The organism is Bombella sp. ESL0380 (genome assembly GCF_009725805.1).
In the GTDB taxonomy this organism is placed as follows: Bacteria; Pseudomonadota; Alphaproteobacteria; order Acetobacterales; family Acetobacteraceae; genus Bombella; species Bombella apis.
In genome coordinates, this window is the sequence record NZ_WNIH01000008.1 from 166,939 (window position 1) to 188,658 (window position 21,720).

General features: G+C 58.7%; 20 protein-coding genes. 15 read left to right on the top strand and 5 right to left on the bottom strand.

Going from position 1 to position 21,720, the window contains the following annotated elements:
* Positions 1-164 precede the first annotated feature (164 nt).
* Positions 165-1,604 (top strand): catalase, encoded by a 1,440-nt coding sequence (locus GM608_RS08580; protein ID WP_043559164.1) that lies wholly within the window; start codon positions 165-167, stop codon positions 1,602-1,604.
* 94 nt (positions 1,605-1,698) lie between these two features.
* On the opposite strand, the gene GM608_RS08585 is transcribed toward GM608_RS08580, so the two are convergent.
* Positions 1,699-2,334: a hypothetical protein gene (locus GM608_RS08585; protein WP_043559167.1), complete on the bottom strand. Its 636-nt coding sequence runs from the start codon at positions 2,332-2,334 to the stop codon at positions 1,699-1,701.
* Between the two features lie 98 nt (positions 2,335-2,432).
* Positions 2,433-3,134, bottom strand: coding sequence for a pirin family protein (locus GM608_RS08590; RefSeq protein WP_081562447.1), 702 nt, complete (start codon positions 3,132-3,134; stop codon positions 2,433-2,435).
* 143 nt (positions 3,135-3,277) lie between these two features.
* Here GM608_RS08590 and GM608_RS08595 point away from each other — a divergent pair, with 143 nt between their 5' ends.
* Together GM608_RS08595 and wrbA are read left to right on the top strand one after the other, a co-directional pair.
* Complete coding sequence (locus GM608_RS08595) at positions 3,278-4,195, top strand: LysR family transcriptional regulator (RefSeq protein WP_081562448.1); 918 nt, start codon at positions 3,278-3,280, stop codon at positions 4,193-4,195.
* Positions 4,196-4,329: 134 nt separating this feature from the next.
* On the top strand, positions 4,330-4,926 hold the full coding sequence (gene wrbA, locus GM608_RS08600) for an NAD(P)H:quinone oxidoreductase (RefSeq protein ID WP_081562449.1): 597 nt from the start codon (positions 4,330-4,332) through the stop codon (positions 4,924-4,926).
* A gap of 97 nt (positions 4,927-5,023) precedes the next feature.
* On the opposite strand, the gene GM608_RS08605 is transcribed toward wrbA, so the two are convergent.
* Positions 5,024-6,109 (bottom strand): A/G-specific adenine glycosylase, encoded by a 1,086-nt coding sequence (locus GM608_RS08605; RefSeq protein ID WP_333645384.1) that lies wholly within the window; start codon positions 6,107-6,109, stop codon positions 5,024-5,026.
* Positions 6,110-6,246: 137 nt separating this feature from the next.
* On the opposite strand from GM608_RS08605, the gene GM608_RS08610 reads away from it, so the two are divergent.
* Positions 6,247-6,783: a DUF721 domain-containing protein gene (locus tag GM608_RS08610; RefSeq protein WP_193599754.1), complete on the top strand. Its 537-nt coding sequence runs from the start codon at positions 6,247-6,249 to the stop codon at positions 6,781-6,783.
* A gap of 65 nt (positions 6,784-6,848) precedes the next feature.
* On the opposite strand, the gene serB is transcribed toward GM608_RS08610, so the two are convergent.
* On the bottom strand, positions 6,849-7,742 hold the full coding sequence (gene serB, locus GM608_RS08615; RefSeq protein WP_043559182.1) for a phosphoserine phosphatase SerB: 894 nt from the start codon (positions 7,740-7,742) through the stop codon (positions 6,849-6,851).
* Between the two features lie 44 nt (positions 7,743-7,786).
* Here serB and miaA point away from each other — a divergent pair, with 44 nt between their 5' ends.
* The 9 genes from miaA to GM608_RS08660 all read left to right on the top strand — a co-directional run bounded on the left by miaA (position 7,787) and on the right by GM608_RS08660 (position 17,077).
* On the top strand, positions 7,787-8,770 hold the full coding sequence (gene miaA, locus GM608_RS08620; protein WP_333645385.1) for a tRNA (adenosine(37)-N6)-dimethylallyltransferase MiaA: 984 nt from the start codon (positions 7,787-7,789) through the stop codon (positions 8,768-8,770).
* Between the two features lie 39 nt (positions 8,771-8,809).
* A complete protein-coding gene (gene ilvB / locus GM608_RS08625; RefSeq protein WP_333645386.1) occupies positions 8,810-10,588 on the top strand; it encodes a biosynthetic-type acetolactate synthase large subunit in 1,779 nt (592 codons plus the stop codon).
* Between the two features lie 137 nt (positions 10,589-10,725).
* Positions 10,726-11,745, top strand: a complete 1,020-nt coding sequence (ilvC, locus tag GM608_RS08630) for a ketol-acid reductoisomerase (RefSeq protein ID WP_043559191.1) — start codon at positions 10,726-10,728, stop codon at positions 11,743-11,745.
* A gap of 188 nt (positions 11,746-11,933) precedes the next feature.
* Positions 11,934-12,413, top strand: a complete 480-nt coding sequence (gene speD, locus GM608_RS08635) for an adenosylmethionine decarboxylase (protein ID WP_043559194.1) — start codon at positions 11,934-11,936, stop codon at positions 12,411-12,413.
* A 177-nt stretch (positions 12,414-12,590) separates the two neighbouring features.
* A complete protein-coding gene (gene speE / locus GM608_RS08640; RefSeq protein ID WP_086441839.1) occupies positions 12,591-13,466 on the top strand; it encodes a polyamine aminopropyltransferase in 876 nt (291 codons plus the stop codon).
* Between the two features lie 23 nt (positions 13,467-13,489).
* Complete coding sequence (gene panB, locus GM608_RS08645) at positions 13,490-14,323, top strand: 3-methyl-2-oxobutanoate hydroxymethyltransferase (RefSeq protein WP_043559201.1); 834 nt, start codon at positions 13,490-13,492, stop codon at positions 14,321-14,323.
* Between the two features lie 112 nt (positions 14,324-14,435).
* Positions 14,436-15,578, top strand: coding sequence for a glycine cleavage T C-terminal barrel domain-containing protein (locus GM608_RS08650; RefSeq protein ID WP_043559203.1), 1,143 nt, complete (start codon positions 14,436-14,438; stop codon positions 15,576-15,578).
* Positions 15,579-15,790: 212 nt separating this feature from the next.
* Entirely contained in the window at positions 15,791-16,093 is a 303-nt protein-coding gene (locus GM608_RS08655) for a putative quinol monooxygenase (RefSeq protein ID WP_043559206.1), read from the top strand.
* A 24-nt stretch (positions 16,094-16,117) separates the two neighbouring features.
* Complete coding sequence (locus tag GM608_RS08660; RefSeq protein WP_052348982.1) at positions 16,118-17,077, top strand: ROK family protein; 960 nt, start codon at positions 16,118-16,120, stop codon at positions 17,075-17,077.
* Between the two features lie 181 nt (positions 17,078-17,258).
* On the opposite strand, the gene glnA is transcribed toward GM608_RS08660, so the two are convergent.
* The gene (gene glnA / locus GM608_RS08665; RefSeq protein ID WP_043559209.1) at positions 17,259-18,719 is read right to left on the bottom strand and encodes a type I glutamate--ammonia ligase; all 1,461 of its coding nucleotides are present in this window, start codon (positions 18,717-18,719) and stop codon (positions 17,259-17,261) included.
* Positions 18,720-18,880: 161 nt separating this feature from the next.
* Here glnA and tldD point away from each other — a divergent pair, with 161 nt between their 5' ends.
* Positions 18,881-20,368: a metalloprotease TldD gene (tldD, locus tag GM608_RS08670; RefSeq protein WP_333645387.1), complete on the top strand. Its 1,488-nt coding sequence runs from the start codon at positions 18,881-18,883 to the stop codon at positions 20,366-20,368.
* 171 nt (positions 20,369-20,539) lie between these two features.
* On the top strand, positions 20,540-21,679 hold the full coding sequence (locus GM608_RS08675) for a hypothetical protein (protein WP_052348983.1): 1,140 nt from the start codon (positions 20,540-20,542) through the stop codon (positions 21,677-21,679).
* Positions 21,680-21,720: the final 41 nt, after the last annotated feature.

Below are 21,720 nucleotides of genomic sequence, written 5' to 3' on the forward strand. Positions count from 1 at the left end.
AAAGAGGGGATGGACACTGTCCGAAAACCTGCCTACCTTCCCTAATTGAGGGTTGATATCGGACTGGATCAGGACTGTTTATTAGTGAAACAGGATCAATCATTTTCCTTTTCCTCCGGATGTTACCTATTTTCCATGGTCAGATAAAAGGTAGGAGTCCTTGAATGTCTGATAAGAATATCATTCGCACGACCGCTGGTGCCCCTTGGGTCAGCAACCAGGACAGCAAGTCTGCCGGTCCTCGCGGACCGCTTCTGCTGGAAAACTATCAGCTGATCGAGAAGCTCGCTCATCAGAACCGTGAGCGCATCCCGGAGCGTACCGTGCACGCCAAGGGCGTTGGTGCTCATGGAACGCTGACCATCACCAAGGACATCACGAAGTACAGCTGCGCATCCATCTTCTCCGAGGTCGGCAAGAAGACGGACATGTTCCTGCGTGCATCCACCGTGGCCGGTGAGCGTGGTGCTGCCGATGCCGAGCGTGACGTGCGTGGCTGGGCCCTGAAATTCTACACGGATGACGGCAACTGGGACCTGGTGGGCAACAACACCCCGGTCTTCTTCATCCGTGATCCCATCAAGTTCCCGGACTTCATCCATACGCAGAAGCGTCATCCCCGCACAAACCTGCGTTCTGCCACGGCAGCCTGGGACTTCTGGTCCCTCAGCCCGGAGAGCCTGCATCAGGTGACGATCCTGATGTCCGATCGTGGCATCCCCAAGGGCATCCGCAACATGAACGGGTATGGCAGCCACACCTATTCACTGTGGAATGCCAAGGGTGAGCGCTTCTGGGTGAAGTTCCACTTCAAGACCCAGCAGGGCCATGAGTTCTATACGACCGAGGAAGCTGCTGAGGTCGTGGCCAAGACCCGTGAGTCCACCCAGGAAGACCTGTACGAGAACATCGAGAAGGGGAACTTCCCCAAATGGACGTTCTACATCCAGGTGATGGAAGAGGAAGAGGCCGAGCGCGTCAACTTCAACCCGTTTGACGTGACCAAGGTCTGGTCCCACAAGGACTATCCGCTGATCGAAGTCGGTGAGCTGGAACTGAACCGCAACCCGGATGATTATTTCTCCGAGGTTGAGCAGGCTTCCTTCTCCCCGTCCAACATCGTGCCGGGCATCGGTTTCTCTCCGGACAAGATGCTTCAGGGCCGTATCTTCGCCTATGCGGATGCTCACCGCTACCGTGTCGGCACACATTACGAGTCCCTGCCGATCAACCGTCCGAAGTTCAAGGTGAAGAACTATCATCTTGATGGTGCCATGCGCTTTGATGAGCCGAAGCGTGGCGATGGCGACTTCTACGAGCCGAACTCCTTCGGTGGTCCGGTTGAAGACAAGGCTGCGATGGAGCCGCCGCTGCGCGTGAGCGGGGACGCCACCTACTACGATCACCGTAGCGATGGTGATGACTTTGCACAGCCGCGTGCTCTGTATCATCTCTTCGATGATGCCCAGAAACAGCGCCTGTACAACAACATTGCCGGTGCCATGGCTGGCGTGCCGCAGAACATCGTCGAGCGTCAGCTGGGTCTCTTCGAAAAGGTTGACCCGGCCTATGCTGAAGGTGTCCGCAAGGCACTGAAGGGCTGAAACCGCTTTTCGCTTCCCCTTCCGGTATGACCGGAAGGGGAACAGTTAAAAGGCTCTCCGGATATCATGCCGGAGAGCCTTTTTTCATGTCGGATCAGTCTGCCCGGCGGAAGGTGAGATGGTCCTGCCCGAAGGAATGGGAGAGTTCCTGCCCTGGCGGAAGCCTGCCAAGCTGGATGAGCGTCTCCAGATGGTCAGCCAGACATGTCGTGATGGGGCCGAGTGCCAGCCCGTGAGGTTTTTCCGAAAGGAAGGAGGCTGGGCCGATCATCGTGCCATCAGCTGTCCGGACGCTGGCCAGGCCCCGGTCAAAGAGCATGGCAAGTCCGAGCAGGGCCTCACCTGTCAGAGGCAGGAAATACCCCAGTGGGGTCATTTTCGGTGCATCGAAATGAATCTCATGGAGATCGGTGCCAATGCTGATCCAACCCTGGTTGCCGTCTACGCAACGCAGGGCGATGCTGTCCTGCAATGTGGAGAAAACGTCAATTTCCGGCAGGGGAAAGGGCAGGGACGCCTGTTTCCTGAAACGGGCCCGGATGGGGGAGGAAGCATAATTGCGCCGTGTCAGGGGGGACTGTAGATGGAGGCTCAACCCTGGTACGGCCCGGGTATCAAAAAGCTGCCGGATGATCCTGTCATTGAGGGTATCATGGCCCAGCATCTGCCCTGTTGCATCCAGCAGCCACAGGGGCGGAGAGGTGGTCTGGTCCGTGTGATCAGTGTTCATGCAATGTGGCTCCCTGCCCGGATTCCCTACAGGCTTATATGTTTCACGGGAAACATGCCAGATGGAACATCCTTCTTTCCGGGCAGGGAGCTGTCAGATCATGATGTCGTATCTACCAGAATTATTTCCGAATCTTCCAGCGCTTCAAGCGTGATGGTGTCTTCCCCTGCAATGGCCGCTCCACTGCGTGCCGTGATGGTCTGCCCATTCAGCAGCAGGGTGCCTTTTGCAGGAACAAGATAACCCAGTCGGCCAGGTGTGAATGCGTAACTGGCCTGCTGTCCTTTCTGGAGGGAAAGCCCCAGAACACGGGCATCAGTATGGATGGGCAGGGCATCTTTGTCATCGGCATGACCAGACGCCAGAACGGTGAACTGGCCTGTCTGCTCTCCTTTGGGGAAACGCCGTGTCGCCCAGGATGGTCCGTGCCCTTTGTCTGTCGGGATGATCCATATCTGGAATATCTGTGTGGGGATGGGTTCATTGTTGTATTCGCTGTGGAAAATGCCCGTTCCAGCGGACATGACCTGCACATCTCCAGCCTCGGTCCGCCCCGTGTTGCCGAGACTGTCCCGGTGCGTGATGGCGCCCTGGCGGACATAGGTGATGATCTCCATGTCCCGGTGGGGATGGGTGTCAAACCCGGTGCCGGGGGCGATGGTATCATCATTCCAGACACGCAGGCGCCCCCAGCCCATGCGGTCATGATCCAGATAATGGGCGAAAGAGAAATGGTGCCGGGCATCCAGCCACCCATGTGAGGCATGGCCGAGCTGGTCAAAGGGGCGAATATCAATCATGGTGTCATTCCTTGCTGGTTCAGCTCACCCACCATGTAAGGCGTGAAGAGAGCGGATCACACAGGCATGAAAGAAAGACATTCTTTCCATATTTTGCATCATGACCTGTCAGCAGCCAGAGGCTGGCAGGAGGGGACGGAATTATGAAATTGCCGGATTTCGAGGCGTGGGCCATTTTTGCCAGGGTGGCCGAGCATGGGTCTTTCTCGCAGGCTGCCAGGGAACTTCATCTTTCACCCCCCACTGTCTCAAAAGCGATCAGTCGGTTGGAGCAGTCTCTTGGTGTCGCCCTGTTCAGCCGCAATTCCCGGCATATGTCCCTTACACAGACAGGGCAGCTTGCGCTGGAGCGGGCCAATCGCATGTTCATGGAGGCGGAAGCGGCAGAGAATGAGGTGCGGGGTGGCCGTATCCGTCCTTCCGGTCTGATCCGGATGACGGCTCCAACTACCTTCGGGCTTCGGTATGTTTCCGCAGCTCTGCCATCTTTCCTGAGGGCTTACCCGGAGATTGATATTGCCATCACGTTTACGGACAGTTTCGTGGACCTCGTTTCAGAAGGTTATGATGTGGCGATCCGCATTGCGGCTCTGGAGGATTCGGCGCTCAGGGCCCGCAGGGTATGTACGGTACGACGCCTGCTTGTGGCCTCCCCGGACTATCTGGCCCAGCAGGGTGAGCCTGCCCATCCGCGGGAACTGGAGGGGAGGAAGAGCTTTGTCTATGTCAACGGGTCATCATGCGGGGCCATCCGGCTGATGGAAAAAGCGACAGGGGCAGTCCATACATTGTCTCAGACGGCACGACTCCAGTCCGACAATGCGGAAGGATTCCTGCCAGCGCTGGAGGCTGGGCTTGGCTTCGGACTGATGCCGGATTTCATGGTGAGTGAAGCCATGCAGGAGGGTCGGTTGCAGGAAATGATGCCGGGCTGGAAGGCGGACGACATTGCCCTTTATCTCGTCACATCCGCCACAAAGCTGCGGCCTCAGAGGGTGAGCCTGCTCATGGAGCATCTCATCCGCCAGTTCAGCACACCGCCATGGCGGCTGTCCGACTGAAAGCGGACTGATGAAATCCGAAAAGCATCCTTTCCCGATTTTCTATATCCAGTCTGGAAAGGTGGCGTTACCTCTTGTGAAGGTTTCAGTGTTCCCGGTAGCGGGAAAGACCGACAGATCAAGGATGTATCGTCATGTCAAAAGTGCTCGTGCTTTATTATTCATCTTACGGTCACGTGGAGACCATGGCCCACAGCATTGCCGAAGGTGTACGTGCAACGGGCGTAGAGGCCGTTGTGAAGCGTGTGCCAGAGCTGGTGCCGGAGGAGGCTGCCAGAGCGCATCACTTCAAGCTGGAACAGGACGCACCTGTTGCAACGCCGGCTGAGCTGGTCGAGTATGATGGTATCATCATCGGGGCTCCGACCCGTTTCGGGCGTCTGCCGGCACAGATGGCCAATTTCTGGGATCAGACCGGTGGTCTCTGGGCCAAAGGGGAGCTGATCGGCAAGGTGGGGGCTGTCTTCACCTCCACGGCAACCCAGCATGGTGGGCAGGAAACGACACTCTATTCCCTGATGTCCAACCTGCTGCATCATGGCATGGTCATCAGCGGTCTGCCCTACAGTTTCCAGGGGCAGATGCGTAATGACGAGATCGTAGGTGGCGCTCCTTATGGGGCCACAACCATTGCCAATGGTGACGGCTCCCGCCAGCCGAGCGAGACAGACCTGGAGGGGGCCCGTTTCCTTGGCAGGCATGTGGCCGGACTGGTCAGGAAGCTGTCCTGAGTTTTTCCGAAAGTCTTTATTCACGCACAGAAGAGACGGACATGGGGGCCGGGCTGCGGTCCCCATGTCTGTTTTCAGTGTTTCATGTGAAACATGATCAGCCCGGGACAGGCCTGTGCCGGTCGCCAACCAGCAGGCATTTCTTCATCACGCTGGAGAGAACTGCCTCCTTCAGGAAACGGAACCGGCCATGCTTCGGAGGAATCGGATAATTGCTCTGTGCTGGTATCGTGCAGCCATAGATGCGGACAAGCAGCGTAAAATGGCTGAAGATGTGTTTGACCTCTCCACAATCTTCCCACTGTGCCTGCAAGGGGGCGTAGCGGGTAAAGGCCGTTTCGGCCAGCCGTGCAGGCGAAGGCGTGCTTTGGCTTTCGGACCATGGTGTGCCGGGAAGGTCGTCCGTTCCTCCCAGCAGACCTTCCGGCGGTCGTGAGCGGAGCAGGACACGGCCTTCCGGATCGATGACACGGAAAAGAATGGCATGACGGGTCGGGCGGGCTTTCTTCTTCTGTCGGGCAGGGAGAGCTTCAGCCATGTTGCGGGCTCGGGCGAGGCAGCCGTCCTGCCATGGGCACGTCAGACAGGAGGGTGAGCGGGGCGAGCAGAGGCTCGCCCCAAGGTCGAACAGGGCCTGAGCAAAATCGGAAGGGCGGGCCTGTGCTGTCGGATCGTCATTCAGATGGCTGGCAAGACGGGCCAGCAGGGGGCGGGCAGCGGGTAGCGGGTCTTCCACGGCATTGAGGCGGGCCGTGATGCGCTCCACATTGCCATCAACCGGAACGGTCGGAATATTGAAGGCAATGGCGGCAATGGCCCGGGATGTATAGGCCCCGATTCCGGGGAGTGTCTGCAATCCTTCGACCGTACGGGGAAAGGCTCCCAGCTTATGAACGGCCTGAGCACAGGCATGAAGATTTCGTGCCCGTGCGTAATAGCCCAGCCCGGCCCAGAGCTGGAGCACCTCTTCCTGCGGCGCTTCCGCCAGAGCATCAACTGTCGGAAAGCGGGCCAGAAACCGCTGGTAATAGGGAATGACCGTCTGCACGACTGTCTGCTGGAGCATGATCTCGCTCAGCCAGACATGGTACGGGTCCGCCTGCTGGCCAGGTGCGGCACGCCAGGGCAGGGTACGGCGATGATGGTCATACCAATGGAGAAGGAGGGAAGCATCAGGTGTCACGCCGGTGTCTATGACGAAGAAACAGCATCGGGGCAAGGGCTGGCCTTGCTGAAACGTTTCCGTCTGCTCCCGTGATGATGGTATGGAGAGTCCGTACGCAGCATACTGGGATGGGTCGGATGGCAGATGAAACAGGAATGAAAAAAACTGCCCGTTCATCAGCATCGGGGCAGGACCGGAAAGCGGATGGCAAGGGCTGGAGCGATTACCGTCGAGGCAAGGGCCGGATGATCGGGGCCCTGCTGCCCCCCCTGACAAAACCCATTTTCCGCAAGAAATCACCGCTGTTCGTGCGTCTGCTCATGGAGTGGGAGACGCTGGTCGGTCCAGCGCTGGCGGAGGTGAGCGAACCCTGCCGCCTGCGGCCCGGCGTGTTGACCATACGCTGCTGTGGTCCGGCAGCGGTGGAGATGCAGTACGCAGCGCCCCGTCTTCTGGCCAACATCAATACAGCCTGTGGTCTTTATGGAGATGAAGCGCTGAAACAGATCAAGCTGTTACAGGATCGGCCTGTCCAGCGTAAGCCGTCCCACAGGCCCCAGAAGAAATGGAAGGATGCGGCGCCAGTTCCCGTAAATGGTATCGAGGATGCCGGGTTGAAAGAAACGCTGGAGCGTCTTGGTGGGCATATCCGGGCCAAAAAACAGGGGACAAAAAAAGCCCGCCGCTTTTGAGGGCGGCAGGCCATGCCCGTGTCATTGGCCCGAGGCCGAAGACACGGGGACAATGGGAGGATATGTCAGTCGGTCACGATATCGGCAGCCGTGTAGCCCTGCGCAAAGAGGTGCGTCCGCATCCCGGTAAAGTTGACCTGCTGTTCAATCACCTGCCGGACATTCGGCTTGGCGTGATAGGCAATGCCAAGACCTGCTGCCTTGAGCATGGGGATGTCGTTGGCACCATCACCTGTTGTCAGGCTGGCAGAGAGCTTGACGCCCCGCTCGGCACAGATGGTCTCCAGATGTTCTTTCTTGGCATCCGGGCCGAGGATTTTGCCGATCAGCTGGCCGGTGATGATGCCGTCCCTGATCTCAAGCTGGTTGCCGTAATGTTCATCAAAGCCGAGCTTCCTGGCAGCCCGCTCGGTGAACCAGTCGAACCCACCGGAGATGAGGGCCGTGCGTGCGCCATTGGCCTTCATGGTCTGCACCAGCTCCCTGATACCATCAGTGAAAGGCAGATGTTCCAGAACATCCTTCAGCAGGGATTCAGGATGGCCCTTCAGGCCGATGGTGCGCTTGCGGAGGGATTCATCAAACTCCATCTCGCCATTCATGGCACGCTTGGTGATTTCGGCTACATAGTCGCCCGTGCCTGTTGCCTTGGCCAGATCATCCAGCGTTTCGCCATCGAAGATGGTGCTGTCCATGTCGGACACCAGCACGGCTTTGCGGCGGCCACGGGTCTTGGTGAGAATGGCATCAACCTTGTAGGGAGCCAGGGCGGCACGGATTGTTGCAGGCGTGGCATCGCCGGGCCCGGGTGTCGGGCAGAAAATGTCAACGGCCTCGCCTTCGGACAGAACGACCGGTGGCTCACCTTTGACAAGATTGCGGGCAATGTCGATCGCCTCTTTGGGAAGGGTCCCATGGCGGCGATTGGCAACAAGAGTCAGAACACAGGGAAGGGACATGACATCTCTCGCTAAAAGATCAGAAGATATGGCAGGATAGGTGTATGAACTCTTCTGAAAACGCCCTCATTGTGGCGGGACCGACCTGTTCGGGCAAGTCGGCTTTGGCCTTTCATTTGGCAGACCTGTATTGTGGTACGGTCATCAATGCAGATTCCATGCAGGTTTACAGGGAGCTGCGCATCCTCACTGCCCGCCCCGGGGAGGAAGAGGAAGCAGCCATTCCCCATCGTCTTTATGGGGTATTGCCCGCAGCCACACCCGGCAGTGTGGCCTGGTGGCGGGAGCAGGCTCTGGCAGAAATCGCCGCCTGCCGTAGCGCCGGGCGGCTGCCCATCCTCTGTGGTGGCACGGGCATGTATCTCCGTGCCCTGACGGATGGCCTCGTGGAGGTCCCCGACCCCGGAGAAGCAGCCCGGCAGGAGGCCCGGACCCTGCTGGAGGCGATTGGCCCGGAGGCCCTGCACGAAAAGTTGATGCAGGCTGATCCGCAGACGGCCTCCCGTCTTCATCCACAGGATTCCCAGCGTATCAGCCGGGCCTGGGAGGTTCTGGCAGGAACCGGGCGAGGGCTGGCCTCATGGCAGGAGGACAGGGCGCTTCCGGCAGCTCCATACCGTTTCATATCCCTGCGGCTTGACCCGCCCCGGGATGAGCTGAGGTCTTCCATTGTCCAGCGTTTCGATGACATGGTGGAAGCGGGAGCACTGGAGGAGGTGGCGGCCTTGCGGGAGCAGAATCTGCCCGCCAGCCTGCCCGCCATGCGTGCCCATGGTGTGCCGGAGCTGGGACAGGTGCTGGAGGGGCAGTGCAGCCTGGAGGACGCCCGGCTGGCTGCTACCCGTGCCATTGGCCGCTATACCCGCCGGCAGGCTACATGGTTCCGGCACCATAGGCTGAGCCGGGAGGGAGATGGCGAAATAATATTTCAAAGAACCAGTGGCAGAGAGTTCTTTTCGAGTAAAAAAATGCGCGAAATTGAATATTTTATATCATCCAGAATTGACGGACCCGCTCCGGAACGATAGAGCAGAAGCGTTGCGTTAAACGGCGAAAGGACAGACGCCATGCCTGCCAGCGAGACAGCTCCCATGATGGCAACAGGTGCTGAAGTCATTCTGCGTGTTCTTGAGGAAGAAGGCGTGGATGTCATTTTCGGTTATCCCGGCGGTGCGGTCCTTCCCATTTACGATGCTCTCTTCAAACAGAAGAAGATCCGGCACATTCTGGTCCGGCACGAGCAGGCGGCAACCCATGCGGCCGAGGCCTATGCCCGTTCCACCGGCAAGGTCGGTGTGGTGCTGGTGACATCCGGCCCTGGTGCGACCAATGCCGTGACCGGCCTGATGGATGCGAAGATGGATTCCATCCCGCTGGTCTGTCTGGCCGGACAGGTGCCCGTGCCGCTGATCGGCAAGGATGCGTTTCAGGAAGCGGACATGGTGGGCATCACCCGGCCTGCGACCAAGAAGAGTGTTCAGGTGCGGGAGGCCGAGGCTCTGGCCCCAACAATCCGGGAGGCTTTTGCTCTGGCCCGTTCCGGCCGTCCCGGCCCGGTTCTGGTGGACCTGCCCAAGAACATCACGGTGTCCGAAGCACCCCTGCCGCCCCGTCCGGCGGAAGCAGCAGAGGGAAAGGCGACTCCGGCTCTGGATGCTCAGGCGGTCAGCCAGGCCGTCGAGGCCATGAAGAAGGCCCGCAAGCCTCTGCTTTATGTTGGTGGTGGTGTCATCAATGCCGGGCCGGAGGCGGCAAAGCTGCTGCGCCAGCTGGCAGAGAAGACCGGTTTCCCCGTGACATCCACCCTGATGGGGTTGGGTGCCTATCCGTCTTCCAGTGATCATTTTCTGGGGATGCTGGGCATGCATGGTGCCGTGGAAGCCAACATGGCGGCCCATGACTGCGACGTGCTGGTCGCCTTGGGTGCCCGGTTTGATGACCGGGTGACGGGCCGTGTTGACGGGTTCTCTCCCCATTCCTTCAAGATACAGGCGGACATTGATCCCCGGGAATTCGGCAAGATCATCAAGGTTGATGTGGCTCTGAAGGGGGACCTGAAGGCCACGCTGCACGCTCTTCTGGAAGGCTGGGGAGACAGTGCAGCCCCGGACCTGTCCGGCTGGTGGCAGGAGATCGACCAGTGGCGGGCTGTTGACGGTTTCGGGTTCGAGCAGGACAGGGCCGCCACGGCCACCATCAAGCCGCAATATGCCATCAGCCGCCTGTATGAGCAGGTGAAGGCCAGCGGGCGGGACTGCTTCGTTTCCACCGAGGTGGGGCAGCATCAGATGTGGGCCGCCCAGCATTTCGGGTTTGATGAGCCCAATCACTGGTTGACATCCGGTGGTCTGGGCACGATGGGTTACGGTCTGCCTGCTGCCGTGGGGGCACAGATCGCCCACCCTGACGGGCTGGTGATTGATATTGCCGGCGAGGCATCCACCCTGATGAATATTCAGGAGCTGGGAACCATTGCCCAGTACCGCCTGCCGGTGAAGATATTCATCCTGAACAACCAGTATATGGGCATGGTGCGGCAGTGGCAGGAGCTGGTGCATGATTCCCGTTATTCCCAGTCCTACAGTGCAGCCCTGCCGGATTTCGTGAAGCTGGCGGAATCGTTCGGCATCCGTGGTCTGCGGGTCGAGACGCTGGGCGGGCTGGATGAGGCCATCGAGACCATGCTGACCCATGAGGGACCGGTGCTGGTGGATGTGCATGTGGAGCAGGAAGAATGCTGCTTCCCGATGATCCCGTCCGGGGCCAGCCATGACCAGATGCTTCTGGGGCCGGGGCGTGTTTTTGGTGGGGCCGAGCTGACAGAAGAAGGCAAACGCCTCGTCTGAATGAAGTTTTGCCGGTCATCCTGCTCCTGTTCCGGGGCGGGAAGGCTGGATGGAGTGTTTCATGTCCGGGGAGTGTCTCCCCATCTGGGGCAGGATGATTGAGGGGCCTGCACCCGTTGTGAGGAAGGAAAAAAGTCATGCGTGTTTATTATGATCGTGATGCGGACATCAATCTGATCTGTGAAAAGAAGGTCGCCATCATCGGGTATGGCAGCCAGGGTCATGCCCATGCCAACAACCTGCGTGACAGCGGTGTGAAGGATATCGTTGTGGCGCTGCGCCCGGAATCCAAGGCAAAGGCCAAGGCGGAGGCAGCGGGTTTCCGTGTCGTTACCCCGGCCGAAGCCGCAGCCTGGGCTGATGTCGTGATGATCCTGACACCGGATGAAGGTCAGGCCGCCCTGTACAAGGAACAGCTGGCCCCGAACCTGAAGCCCGGCACGGCTCTGGTGTTTGCTCATGGTCTGGCCATCCATTTCCGTCTGATCGAGCCGAGCCCCGAGATGGACGTGTTCCTGATCGCTCCGAAGGGCCCTGGCCACACTGTGCGTTCTGAATACCAGCGTGGCGGTGGTGTGCCCTGCCTGGTGGCCGTGCATCAGGATGCTTCCGGCCAGGCCAAGGATGTAGCTCTGGCTTACGCTTCCGCTGTTGGCGGCGGCCGTGCTGGCGTGATCGAGACCAGCTTCCGTGAGGAAGTGGAAACAGACCTGTTTGGTGAGCAGGCTGTGCTGTGTGGTGGTACGATCGAGCTGATCAAGGCCGGGTTTGAGACACTGGTGGAAGCAGGCTACGCACCGGAGATGGCCTATTTCGAGTGTCTGCATGAGATGAAGCTGATCGTGGACCTGCTGTATGAGGGCGGCATTTCCAACGTCAACTACTCCATCTCCAATACGGCGGAGTATGGTGAGTATGTCAGCGGGCCGCGCGTTGTGACCCCGGCCGCCAAGGAGGCCATGCGTGAGGTGCTGAAGGACATCCAGAATGGAACCTTCGTGCGCAACTTCATTCTGGAGAACCAGTCCGGTAATGTGGGCTTCAAGGCGTCCCGTGCCCGTGATGAACAGCATCAGATTGAGCAGGTTGGCGCAAAACTGCGTGAGATGATGCCGTGGATCGCCAAGAACAAGCTGGTTGACAAGACCCGCAACTGAGGTCCGATGACCGGTATTTACGAATGGGGAGGATTTTCCTCCCCATTTTTTATTGTGGCTTCATTTGGGCATTTTCTGTTCAGAAAGAAAGAATAGAGTTGCGTTGAGGGTTATATTCCCCTAGAGGTCAACCCTTCCGCTCCTTCATTGGGGGAGGATGCGGCAATCTGCTGGTTCAGGGGTACGTTATGGACGCACTTGCTCGACTGGGGATGGAATCGGACCTTCCGAGAGATATCCAGAATACTGAGGCAATCGATACAATCGCTGATTGTAAGGACTTTTTCATCAAGCGTGATGGGATCACCTACGCAGGGAACCATCTCCTCATCGATTTCTGGAATGCCAGAAATCTGGATGACCCCGATCAGATTGACGCCACTCTGAGGCGTGCTGCCGAGGCAGCCGGGGCGACCATTCTGCATGGTCATTTCCACCATTTCACACCCAATGGCGGTGTATCTGGTGTGCTGGTACTGGCCGAAAGCCACATTTCCATCCATACATGGCCCGAGCGTCATTTCGCCGCTGTCGACATTTTCATGTGCGGTGTGTGCGATCCCAACATGTCCGTCCCTGTCATGCAGGAGCTGTTCCAGGCAGGACGTGTGGAGATTGATGCTTTCAGGCGTGGACGTGTCAGCTCGACACGGCATACGGGCCGGTAAGCCGGATAGGGAAAGGCCAGGGGGTTTTTCCCTCAATTTCCAATGGATTCCATGGAGTGTTCCTGTTCGCTGGCCAGCGTCCATGCTGGAGGGGGAGCAGGGGTAAGGAGCGGCGTCTGTGCGGCCTCCCCGTGATGGAGGGCGGCAGGCGTCGTTGATTGAAGAAAGGATGCCGCCATGACATCTGGCACGTCTTCCGGGACCTGGTTCAACGAGGCCCTCTATCCCGATTGGGGCCAGCGTTTCAGGGTTGTGAAAGAACTGGCCCACAGGAAGTCCCCGTTTCAGGACATCCGCATTTTCGAGAGCAGCAGCCATGGCCGTGTGCTGGTGCTGGACGGTATCGTGCAGATCACTGAGCGGGATGAGTTCATCTATCAGGAGATGCTGGCTCATGTGCCGCTCTTCATGCATCCGAACCCAAAACGTGTTCTCATCATCGGGGCCGGTGATGGTGGTGTGCTGCGTCGTGTTCTCCAGCACAGGACGGTCGAGAAAGCCGTCATGGTGGAAATTGATGGTGACGTGATCGAACTCTCCAAGCAACACCTGCCGATGTTTGGCAAGGATGCGTGGAATGACCCAAGGGCTGAGGTCATCGTTGGGGACGGGATCGATTACGTCAAGAAATCTGGTGATGCAGCCTTTGATGTCATCATCGTGGACAGCACGGACCCGATCGGCGTGGGTGATGTGCTTTTCACGGATGATTTCTATGAGAACTGCGCCCGCATCCTTTCGGATGAAGGGATCATCGTCAATCAGTGTGGCGTGCCGTTCCAGCAGGCAGATGAGCTGCGGGAAACAACGGCCCGTCGTGCGAAATTCTTCCCGCATGTCACGGCCTATCTGGCTGCCGTGCCAACCTATGTTGGTGGGTTCATGACACTGGGCATGGCCAAGAAGGGGGCTCCGCCGCACCGTCCGGACGTGGTCGAGCTGGCCCGTCGTGCACAGGGCATTGCGGAAGGCTGCCAGTACTGGACGCCAGAGGTGCATGTTGCCTCTTTCAGCCTGCCCCCCTATATCGCCCAGAACCTCCCTCGTTCATGAGGCCATAGAGAAGGATCCCCACCATGCGCCGGACTACAATCGCAGACTTCCAGACCATGAAGGATGAGGGTCGGCGGATCGCCATGCTCACGGTCTATGATTACGCTTCGGCCCTGATTGCCGAGCAGGCGGGCGTGCCGGTCATTCTGGTGGGGGATTCTCTGGGCATGGTCATGCAGGGGCGGGATACGACCCTGCCCGTGCGTGTGGAGGACATGATCTATCATGCACGGATGGTCCGCCAGGGCAGCCATAAAGCCCTTATTGTGGTCGACCTGCCCTTCCTTTCCTATGCTACCGAGCAGGATGCCGTGGATGCGGCCCGCCGTGTGATGCAGGAGGGTGGTGGACAGGCCCTGAAGCTGGAAGGCGGCCGGGAGATTGCCCCGGTCGTGCGTCGGCTGACGGAAATGGGTGTGCCCGTCATGGGGCATCTGGGTCTGACACCGCAGTCCCAGCATCAGATCGGCCTGCGGGCGCAGGCAAAGCAGGTCGAGGCCGCCCGTAAACTTCTGGATGATGCCCGTGCGCTGGAGGAGGCCGGAGCTTTCGGTATTGTGCTGGAGGTCATTCCCGCCGAGCTGGCCGAGCTGGTTTCCAGAACCCTGACCATTCCGACCATCGGGATCGGAGCCGGGCCGGGTTGTGATGGGCAGGTCCAGGTCTGGCATGACGTGCTGGGTCTTTTCGAAGGCAAATCCCCTCGTCATGCCCATCGGTTTGCTGAAATCGGAGAGCAGATGGTTGGAGCCTTGTCCCATTATGTCCGGCAGGTTGAGGAAGGCTCTTTCCCGACACAGGCACAGAGCGTGAGCATGAAGTCGGATGTACTGGCCAGCCTGAAGGCGGGGGAATGACCAGCTCCCCCAGGTGGGGAACGTGGTGAAGCCTTGCCCGGGCCCGGATTGTCAGACGGGGATGAAGCTGGCAGAGTGGTGAACTTCCCCTGTATTTACAGGATAAAACAGAATGACGGATGAAACATTGAAGTCCAGCCCCCTTCAGGCGCTGCATGAAGAGCTGAAGGCCACGATGGGATGCTATGCAGGCTATGCCCTGCCCGAGCATTACCCTCTCGGCATGGAGGTGGAGCATCTTCATACCCGCAAGCAGGCGGGGCTGTTTGACATCTCCTTTCTGGGGCAGGTCCGTATCCGTGCAAAAGAGGATAATGCCGCTGTTGTTGCTGAGGCGCTCGAAGCCCTGATGCCTCTGGACATCATGGGGCTTGAGAAGAACCGGGTCCGTTATGGCCTGTTGACGACCGATCAGGGTGGCATCCGGGATGATCTGGCCATTTCCCGTCAGGAAGAAGAGTTCATCCTGACACTCAATGGCCAGAACAGGGAAGACAATGCTGATTATCTCGAAAATGCCATTGGCAATGATTGCAGGCTGATCCGGGAATTTGACCGGGCCATGCTGTCCCTTCAGGGCCCTCTGTCGGCCGAGGTTCTGGCCCGTGTGCTGGACCAGACGACCATCATGGGGATGCGGTATCGGGACAGTCTGGCCATGCAGTGGGAGGGTGGCAGCCTCATTGTATCCCGTTTCGGTTATACGGGTATGGAAGGGTTCGATCTTTCTCTGGAGGCCAGTCAGGCTGAAGCCTTTGCCCGCCGTCTGCTGGACGATCCCGATGTGGCTCCGGCCGGGCTGGAGACACGGAACAGCCTGCGGATGGAAGCCGGGCTGTGTCTGTATGGGGCGGACATCGACAAAACCACATCTCCGGTGGAGGCCGCTCTGGTCAGCAGCATAGCTGCCTGTCGCCGGGCCGGCGGAGCACGGGCGGGGGGGTACCCTGGTGCCGGGACGATCGAAGGGCAGATGGAACATGGCGTATACCGCCAGCGCGTTGGTCTGCGTCCGGAAGGGGACGTGCTGCTGGGTGGCGGTGTGGAACTCTTCTCGGATGAAGGAAGGACAGACCGGGTCGGGCGCATTACGTCTGGCTGTTTCAGTCCGACCCTGCGGGCCATGATTGCCATGGCGTATGTCACACCATCCCATGCAGCAGAGGGTACGGTGCTTTACGCCGCCGATGCGGACGGGCAGCTCCACAAGGTTTCTGTCACGGCTTTGCCCTTCGTCCCGCAGACGGCCCGCTGAGCAGAAGACACCTGAGTGAAAGTTTGTGAACAGGGCTTTACACGGCCCTGTTTTTTGGTGAGGCTCGCATTCATGCAGGGCTTGAGGCAGGCCTTGTCCGCCTTCTCCCACAGTGGGAGAGGACTGACAGGAATGTGTGTTGCCTCCGGCCATTTTTTTTGCTCAGCGTGGTTCCATCGGCAGCTGGGCGGGGCAACTCAGGGAGAGTCGAAATGAGCGAGAGCATCCATATTCTGGCACTGGTCACCATTGCTGAAGAGAAAGCCGCCCAGCTTGAGAAAGCCGTGCAGGTCTGTGCTGGTCATTCGCTGAAGGAAGAAGCCTGCCAGCGTTACGAAATTTCCCGTGATGCTGAGAAGAAGGGGCGTTTCATGGTCAGCGAGATCTGGGCCAGCAAGGACGGGTTCGAAACCCACCTTGCCAGCAAGCATTTTGGCGCTCTGGCCGGTTTCATCAAGGAGCATGGAGCCGAGCTGGAGGTCATCCGACAGCAGCCTCTGCATCCCGCATCGTAAGCTGGATTAAGGGAGAATCATCACATGGCTGATTATCGTCTTGGAATTGATTTTGGCGGCACGAAAATCGAAATTCTTGCTCTGGACCGCAGTGGCAAGGAAGTGCTGCGCGAGCGTATTCCCAACCCCGGGGTTTATGACAAGGCCATCGAGGCCATCCGGGACCTGGTGCTGAAGGCTGAGGACCAGATCGGCTGTGTGCCTGCCCATCGCATCACGGGGACTCAGCTGACATCCACTCTGGGCATCGGCATCCCCGGGTCCCTGTCCCCCGAGACAGGCCTGGTCCGCAACTCCAACGCTACATGGCTGAACAACAATGCCTTCAAGCGTGATGTGGAGGAGAGTCTTGGCCGTCCCGTGCGTGTTGAAAATGATGCCAACTGCTTCGCTTTGTCCGAAGCTGCTGATGGCGCTGGTGCCGGTTATTCCGTCGTTTTGGGCGTGATCATCGGGACAGGCATGGGCGGTGGCATTGTGGCCAATGCTCGGGTGCTCTCCGGTCATCATCACATCGCCGGTGAATGGGGTCATATCCCTCTGCCGTGGGCAAAGCCGGAAGACATGCCCATGCGGAAGTGTTTCTGTGGCAATGAGGGCTGTCAGGAGCGCTATCTCTGTGGCCCGGCACTGGCTGCGGAATGGAAGGGTGAAGGCAACCGCTCCCCGAACGGAATTGAAGAGGCGGCCCGTAATGGGGATGAAGCTGCCATCCGTGCGCTGGACCTCTACATGGACCGTTTCGCCCGGGCCTGTGCGCAGGCTGTCAATTTCCTCGATCCTGATGTGATCGTGCTGGGTGGTGGCGTGTCCAATCTTCCCAGCATCTACGAGCGTGTGCCCAAGCTGCTGCCCCGTTATGTAATTACATCGCCTTGCACGACACCGATCGTGCAGAATCGTCATGGTGACAGTTCTGGTGTGCGTGGGGCTGCCTGGCTGTGGGATGTAGCCGAAAATGGCATTTCCAAGAAAAATGCCTGATCCGGCATTGCCAGCCGCATGAGGCAAGGGCCTGCTCCTTCAGGGGGCAGGCCCTTTTTTCATGGGGCGGCCATCATGAAAAAAAAACCGCCTGCCCCTCATGGAAAGGCAGACGGTCTGTTCCGATGGTGCGCTGGCCAGCCCTTCCTGCCCCGGCTAGGAGCAGGAAGAACGGGGTGGCTCAGACGGAGTAGTACATCTCAAACTCAACCGGATGCGGTGTGTGCTCAAAGCGGTATACGTCCTGCATCTTCAGCGTGATGTAGCTTTCGATCTGGTCCTTGGTGAAGACATCACCTTCCAGAAGGAAGGCATGATCGGTCTTCAGGGCCTCCAGAGCTTCACGCAGGGAGCCGCAGACGGTCGGAATCATGTTCAGCTCTTCCTGCGGCAGCTCGTACAGGTCCTTGTCCATGGCTTCGCCCGGGTGGATCTTGTTGCGGATGCCGTCCAGACCAGCCATCAGCATGGCACTGAAGGCAAGGTAGGGGTTGGCTGTCGGGTCGGGGAAGCGGACCTCGACACGCTTTGCCTTCGGGCTTGTAGCGTAGGGGATACGACAGGATGCAGAGCGGTTGGCGGAGGAATAAGCCAGCAGCACAGGGGCTTCAAACCCCGGAATCAGCCGCTTGTAGGAGTTGGTGGAGGGATTGGTGAAGGCATTCAGTGCCTTGGCGTGTTTGATGATCCCGCCAATGTAGTACAGGGCCTCATCGGAAAGGTCAGCATAGCGCTTGCCAGCAAAGAGCGGCTTGCCGTCCTTCCAGACGGACTGATGTACATGCATGCCGGTGCCGTTGTCGCCATAGATGGGCTTCGGCATGAAGGTGGCCGTCTTGCCGTAGGAATGGGCGACATTGTGCACGCAGTATTTGTAGATCTGCATGAAGTCGGCTGACTTCACCAGTGTGGCGAAGGCCGTGCCCAGCTCGTGCTGGCTGCGGGCCACTTCATGGTGATGCTTCTCGATCGGCAGACCCATCTCGCCCATGGTAGCCAGCATCTCGGCGCGCAGGTCATGTTCGCTGTCCACCGGCGGAACAGGGAAATACCCGCCCTTGCGGGCCGGGCGATGGCCCATGTTGCCTTCCGGGTAGTCCTTCAGGGCAGCTTCCGGCCCTTCGATGCTGTCGAGGTGGTAGGTGCCGTAATTCTCACCCGTGCCGAAGCGGACACTGTCGAAAATGAAGAACTCGGCTTCCGGGCCGAAGAACGCCGTATCACCCAGGCCACTCTTCTTCAGGTAGGCTTCGGCCTGTTTGGCTGTCGCACGGGGGTCACGATTGTAATAGCCGCCCGTTCTGGGGTCGATGATGTCGCAGATCAGGATGAGCTGCGGGCGGGCGGAGAAGGGGTCGACCACGGCTGTTTCCGGGTCCGGCAGCAGGACCATGTCGGACTCGTTGATGGCCTTCCACCCCTGGATGGAGGAGCCGTCAAACATGAAGCCTTCCGTGAAGGTGTCCTCTTCAATGGTGCGGACCGTCTGCGTGGTGTGCTGCCATTTGCCCTTCGTGTCGGTGAAGCGGAGATCAACGAACTCGATGCCGTGCTCTTCGATCAGCTCAAAAACGCGCTGGATGGCGGCTTTCTGAGGGGAAGGGCGTTGTGCGGAAGGAGAGGAAACTGCTTTTTTCGCCATGGCTGCGTGCCTCGCAATTTTTGGACTGATACCAAAACGATTAGGGGACAATTGGCCATCTGTCGAGTGCTTGCTCATAAACTTCATTTTATGAGACAGTGCTGCCTCAGTTTTTTATAATCCCCGGCATCTGTGCCGTATGGAAAATCCATCTGGTGGTCATGTCTGCGCCTTCCCCTGTAAAAATATCCGACGCCCTTTTTTTTCATGAGACCCTGCCATGGACGCCTGATGACGTGAACCGTCAGCTTGCCAGCAGTCTTGCTGGCATGGATGACGGGGAGCTGTTTCTGGAATATCGGGAAGAAGAGACGCTGGGGCTGGAAAATGGCCTGCTGCGGACGGCTGGTTTCAACCGCTCTTCAGGGTTTGGCCTGCGGGGTGTCACGGGCAGCCAGACCATCTTTGCCCACTCGGATCTTCTGGGGATGGGGGCGTTGCGGCGTGCCGCCGAAGGGCTGGGCAGTGTAGAGCGCATGGCTCTCCGACCGGACCAGCAGGCCCCTTCCCGCCTGCAGGAGGCTGCGGCGGCAGATGGACGGGCCTCTCTTTATGGTACAGCACATCCGCTTGAGGGGGGGGATTTCTCACAGCGTGCGGCGTTGCTGGGAGAGATTGAGGCCTATGGGCGAGGGTTGGACCACCGTGTCGTGCAGGTGAATGTGACCCTCAACACGCAGTGGCAGGTCGTGCGGATCATGCGTCCTGCGTTTCTTCAGGAGGGGCATGCAGGGCCGCTGGTGGATGTCCGTCCGCTGGTCCGGCTCGATGTTTCCGTGGTGGTGGAGCAGGGCGGACGGCGGGAGAGTGGCCGTGCCGGACAGGGAGGGCGGTATGCTCTGTCCCGCCTTATGGAGCCGTCCTGCTGGCAGGCCATGACACAAGAGGCCCTGCGGCAGGCCCTGGTGACGCTGGAGGCCGTGGCGGCTCCGGCAGGGGACATGCCGGTTGTGCTGGGGGCCGGCTGGCCCGGGATTCTGTTGCATGAGGCTGTCGGGCACGGGCTTGAGGGTGATTTCAACCGCAAGGGTACGTCCGTTTTTTCCGGGTGCGTGGGCCAGCGTATTGCTGCCCCGGGGGTGACTGTTCTGGATGACGGCACCTTGCCGGAGCGGCGTGGCTCCCTGAACATGGATGATGAGGGAACTCCCACCAGCCGGACCGTGCTGATTGAAGACGGGATATTGCAGGGATACATGCAGGACCGGCTGAATGCCCGCCTGACATCAGTAACGCCAACAGGGAATGGCCGCCGTCAGTCCTATGCCCATGCGCCGATGCCGCGCATGACCAATACCATCATGGCGGGGGGACAGGCCTCGGAGGAGGAGATGATCCGCTCCACGAAGAAGGGCCTGTATGCCCGCAATTTTGGTGGCGGGCAGGTTGATATCACCTCTGGCAAATTCGTGTTTGCTGCTTCGGAAGCCTATCTGATTGAAGATGGCCGGGTTACGGCACCAGTGCGTGGGGCGACGCTGATTGGCAGTGGAGCAGCGGTGATGGAGCAGATCAGCATGATCGGCCCCGCCATGGAGCTGGACCCGGGCATAGGGACATGTGGCAAGGCCGGGCAGGGTGTGCCTGTTGGTGTGGGGCAGCCCATGCTGAAGGTGAGTGGCCTGACAGTTGGAGGGACAGCGTCCTGATGACTATCTGGAAACAGACCATTGGTCTGGTTTTCCCCGGGGCTGTCCCGGATAGATAAAACAAATGGAATATGTTTCAGATATAAATAATTTTTCATTTCTCTATTGCAAACTATCTTTTTGCTGTCGTAATGTTTTCTCATCACAACAATGGGATGATGGTTTATCGTGATGAAGACGTCCGTGCGTTACGCAGCCCTTCTGTCCAGTCTCTTTGCAGGTACTTTCGGTGCCTGTGCAGATGTGCATGCTGCGGAGACGGCTGTGGCGGCCAGTAACGGTAACGGAGCAGGTGACAGCTCGGCCCAGAAAACGGGCAAAGCTACCCAGCCGGCCAGCGCAGCTGCGGGGACGGCTGTTGCGGCTTCTTCCCATGAGGCTGCTGCCCAGAAGCCGGTCGTGTCCATTGCGGAGAAACCAGCCTCCAAGCCGTTGCCAGAGCAGTGGTATACGGGGTCCCTCTATTCTCCCTCACCAGCTCTGCCTGTCCCGGGCATGATTGCTGTGGAGCCTTATGTAGCGGCTGGCCTGCCTGCCGGTGCGTTTGATTCCAACGGGCATCTCAATACCCGGAAGGGAGCCGGGGGGCAGCATTCCATTTCCCAGTTTTCGCTGGCGAAATATGGTATTACGGACCATCTGTCCATCTATCTGCTGCCGACATACAGCTATAGCTGGGGGAATCATACCAAACATTCCGGCCTGAAGTTTAATGATCTGCCGGTGGAGTTCCAGTACCGTCTGACACCGCATTATACGCCGTCCATCACGCTTTATTTTGGCGTGAATACCCCGACAGGTGATTACAAGAACCTTTCCAATGCGTCAGAGGGGGTTGGCCAGGGTGTCTGGGCACTTCGCTATGGTGTGCACAGTCAGTTTGCCCTGCCGTTTTTTGACCATGCAATGCGTGTGCGTCTTTGGGCGCAGGTCCGCCATCCGGTGGCCAGTACGAAACTGCGCAACATCACCAGTTATGGGACAGAGAAAGGTTTCACTGGGCGTGGTCATGCCGGTCCCTATGGGAATGAGGGTGGTTCAGTCGAGCTGGGTATCACCAAGAAGTGGGTGTTTGCGCTGGACCTGTACCATACCTGGGCTACATCCAGTTCGGTCAATGGGTACAATGTTTATTCAAAGAAATACATCAACTCTCGGACGGGTTGGTCTGGTGCCTTCAATGTCGGGCCGGGGATTGAATATAACTGGACGTCGAGTGTTGGTGGGATTGTCGGTGTGATCCTGCCGGTGGCCGGGCACAATACGTCCCGGTCCATCTCACCGGAAGCCGCTGTGTTTGCCGTGTTCTGATCAGCTCTTCATCGGACAGGAAAAACCCCCACCTGATTTTC

Bases quoted from the DNA above. Each gene is read 5' to 3' on its own strand.
- wrbA (WP_081562449.1), top strand. From the start codon at position 4,330: ATGTCAAAAGTGCTCGTGCTTTATTATTCATCTTACGGTCACGTGGAG.
- speD (WP_043559194.1), top strand. From the start codon at position 11,934: ATGGACGCACTTGCTCGACTGGGGATGGAATCGGACCTTCCGAGAGAT.
- glnA (WP_043559209.1), bottom strand. From the start codon at position 18,719: ATGGCGAAAAAAGCAGTTTCCTCTCCTTCCGCACAACGCCCTTCCCCT.
- GM608_RS08655 (WP_043559206.1), top strand. From the start codon at position 15,791: ATGAGCGAGAGCATCCATATTCTGGCACTGGTCACCATTGCTGAAGAG.
- GM608_RS08590 (WP_081562447.1), bottom strand. From the start codon at position 3,134: ATGATTGATATTCGCCCCTTTGACCAGCTCGGCCATGCCTCACATGGG.
- tldD (WP_333645387.1), top strand. From the start codon at position 18,881: ATGTCTGCGCCTTCCCCTGTAAAAATATCCGACGCCCTTTTTTTTCAT.
- GM608_RS08580 (WP_043559164.1), top strand. From the start codon at position 165: ATGTCTGATAAGAATATCATTCGCACGACCGCTGGTGCCCCTTGGGTC.
- GM608_RS08585 (WP_043559167.1), bottom strand. From the start codon at position 2,334: ATGAACACTGATCACACGGACCAGACCACCTCTCCGCCCCTGTGGCTG.
- speE (WP_086441839.1), top strand. From the start codon at position 12,591: ATGACATCTGGCACGTCTTCCGGGACCTGGTTCAACGAGGCCCTCTAT.
- miaA (WP_333645385.1), top strand. From the start codon at position 7,787: ATGAACTCTTCTGAAAACGCCCTCATTGTGGCGGGACCGACCTGTTCG.
- GM608_RS08660 (WP_052348982.1), top strand. From the start codon at position 16,118: ATGGCTGATTATCGTCTTGGAATTGATTTTGGCGGCACGAAAATCGAA.
- GM608_RS08650 (WP_043559203.1), top strand. From the start codon at position 14,436: ATGACGGATGAAACATTGAAGTCCAGCCCCCTTCAGGCGCTGCATGAA.
- GM608_RS08595 (WP_081562448.1), top strand. From the start codon at position 3,278: ATGAAATTGCCGGATTTCGAGGCGTGGGCCATTTTTGCCAGGGTGGCC.
- GM608_RS08675 (WP_052348983.1), top strand. From the start codon at position 20,540: ATGAAGACGTCCGTGCGTTACGCAGCCCTTCTGTCCAGTCTCTTTGCA.
- panB (WP_043559201.1), top strand. From the start codon at position 13,490: ATGCGCCGGACTACAATCGCAGACTTCCAGACCATGAAGGATGAGGGT.
- ilvB (WP_333645386.1), top strand. From the start codon at position 8,810: ATGCCTGCCAGCGAGACAGCTCCCATGATGGCAACAGGTGCTGAAGTC.
- GM608_RS08610 (WP_193599754.1), top strand. From the start codon at position 6,247: ATGAAAAAAACTGCCCGTTCATCAGCATCGGGGCAGGACCGGAAAGCG.
- serB (WP_043559182.1), bottom strand. From the start codon at position 7,742: ATGTCCCTTCCCTGTGTTCTGACTCTTGTTGCCAATCGCCGCCATGGG.
- ilvC (WP_043559191.1), top strand. From the start codon at position 10,726: ATGCGTGTTTATTATGATCGTGATGCGGACATCAATCTGATCTGTGAA.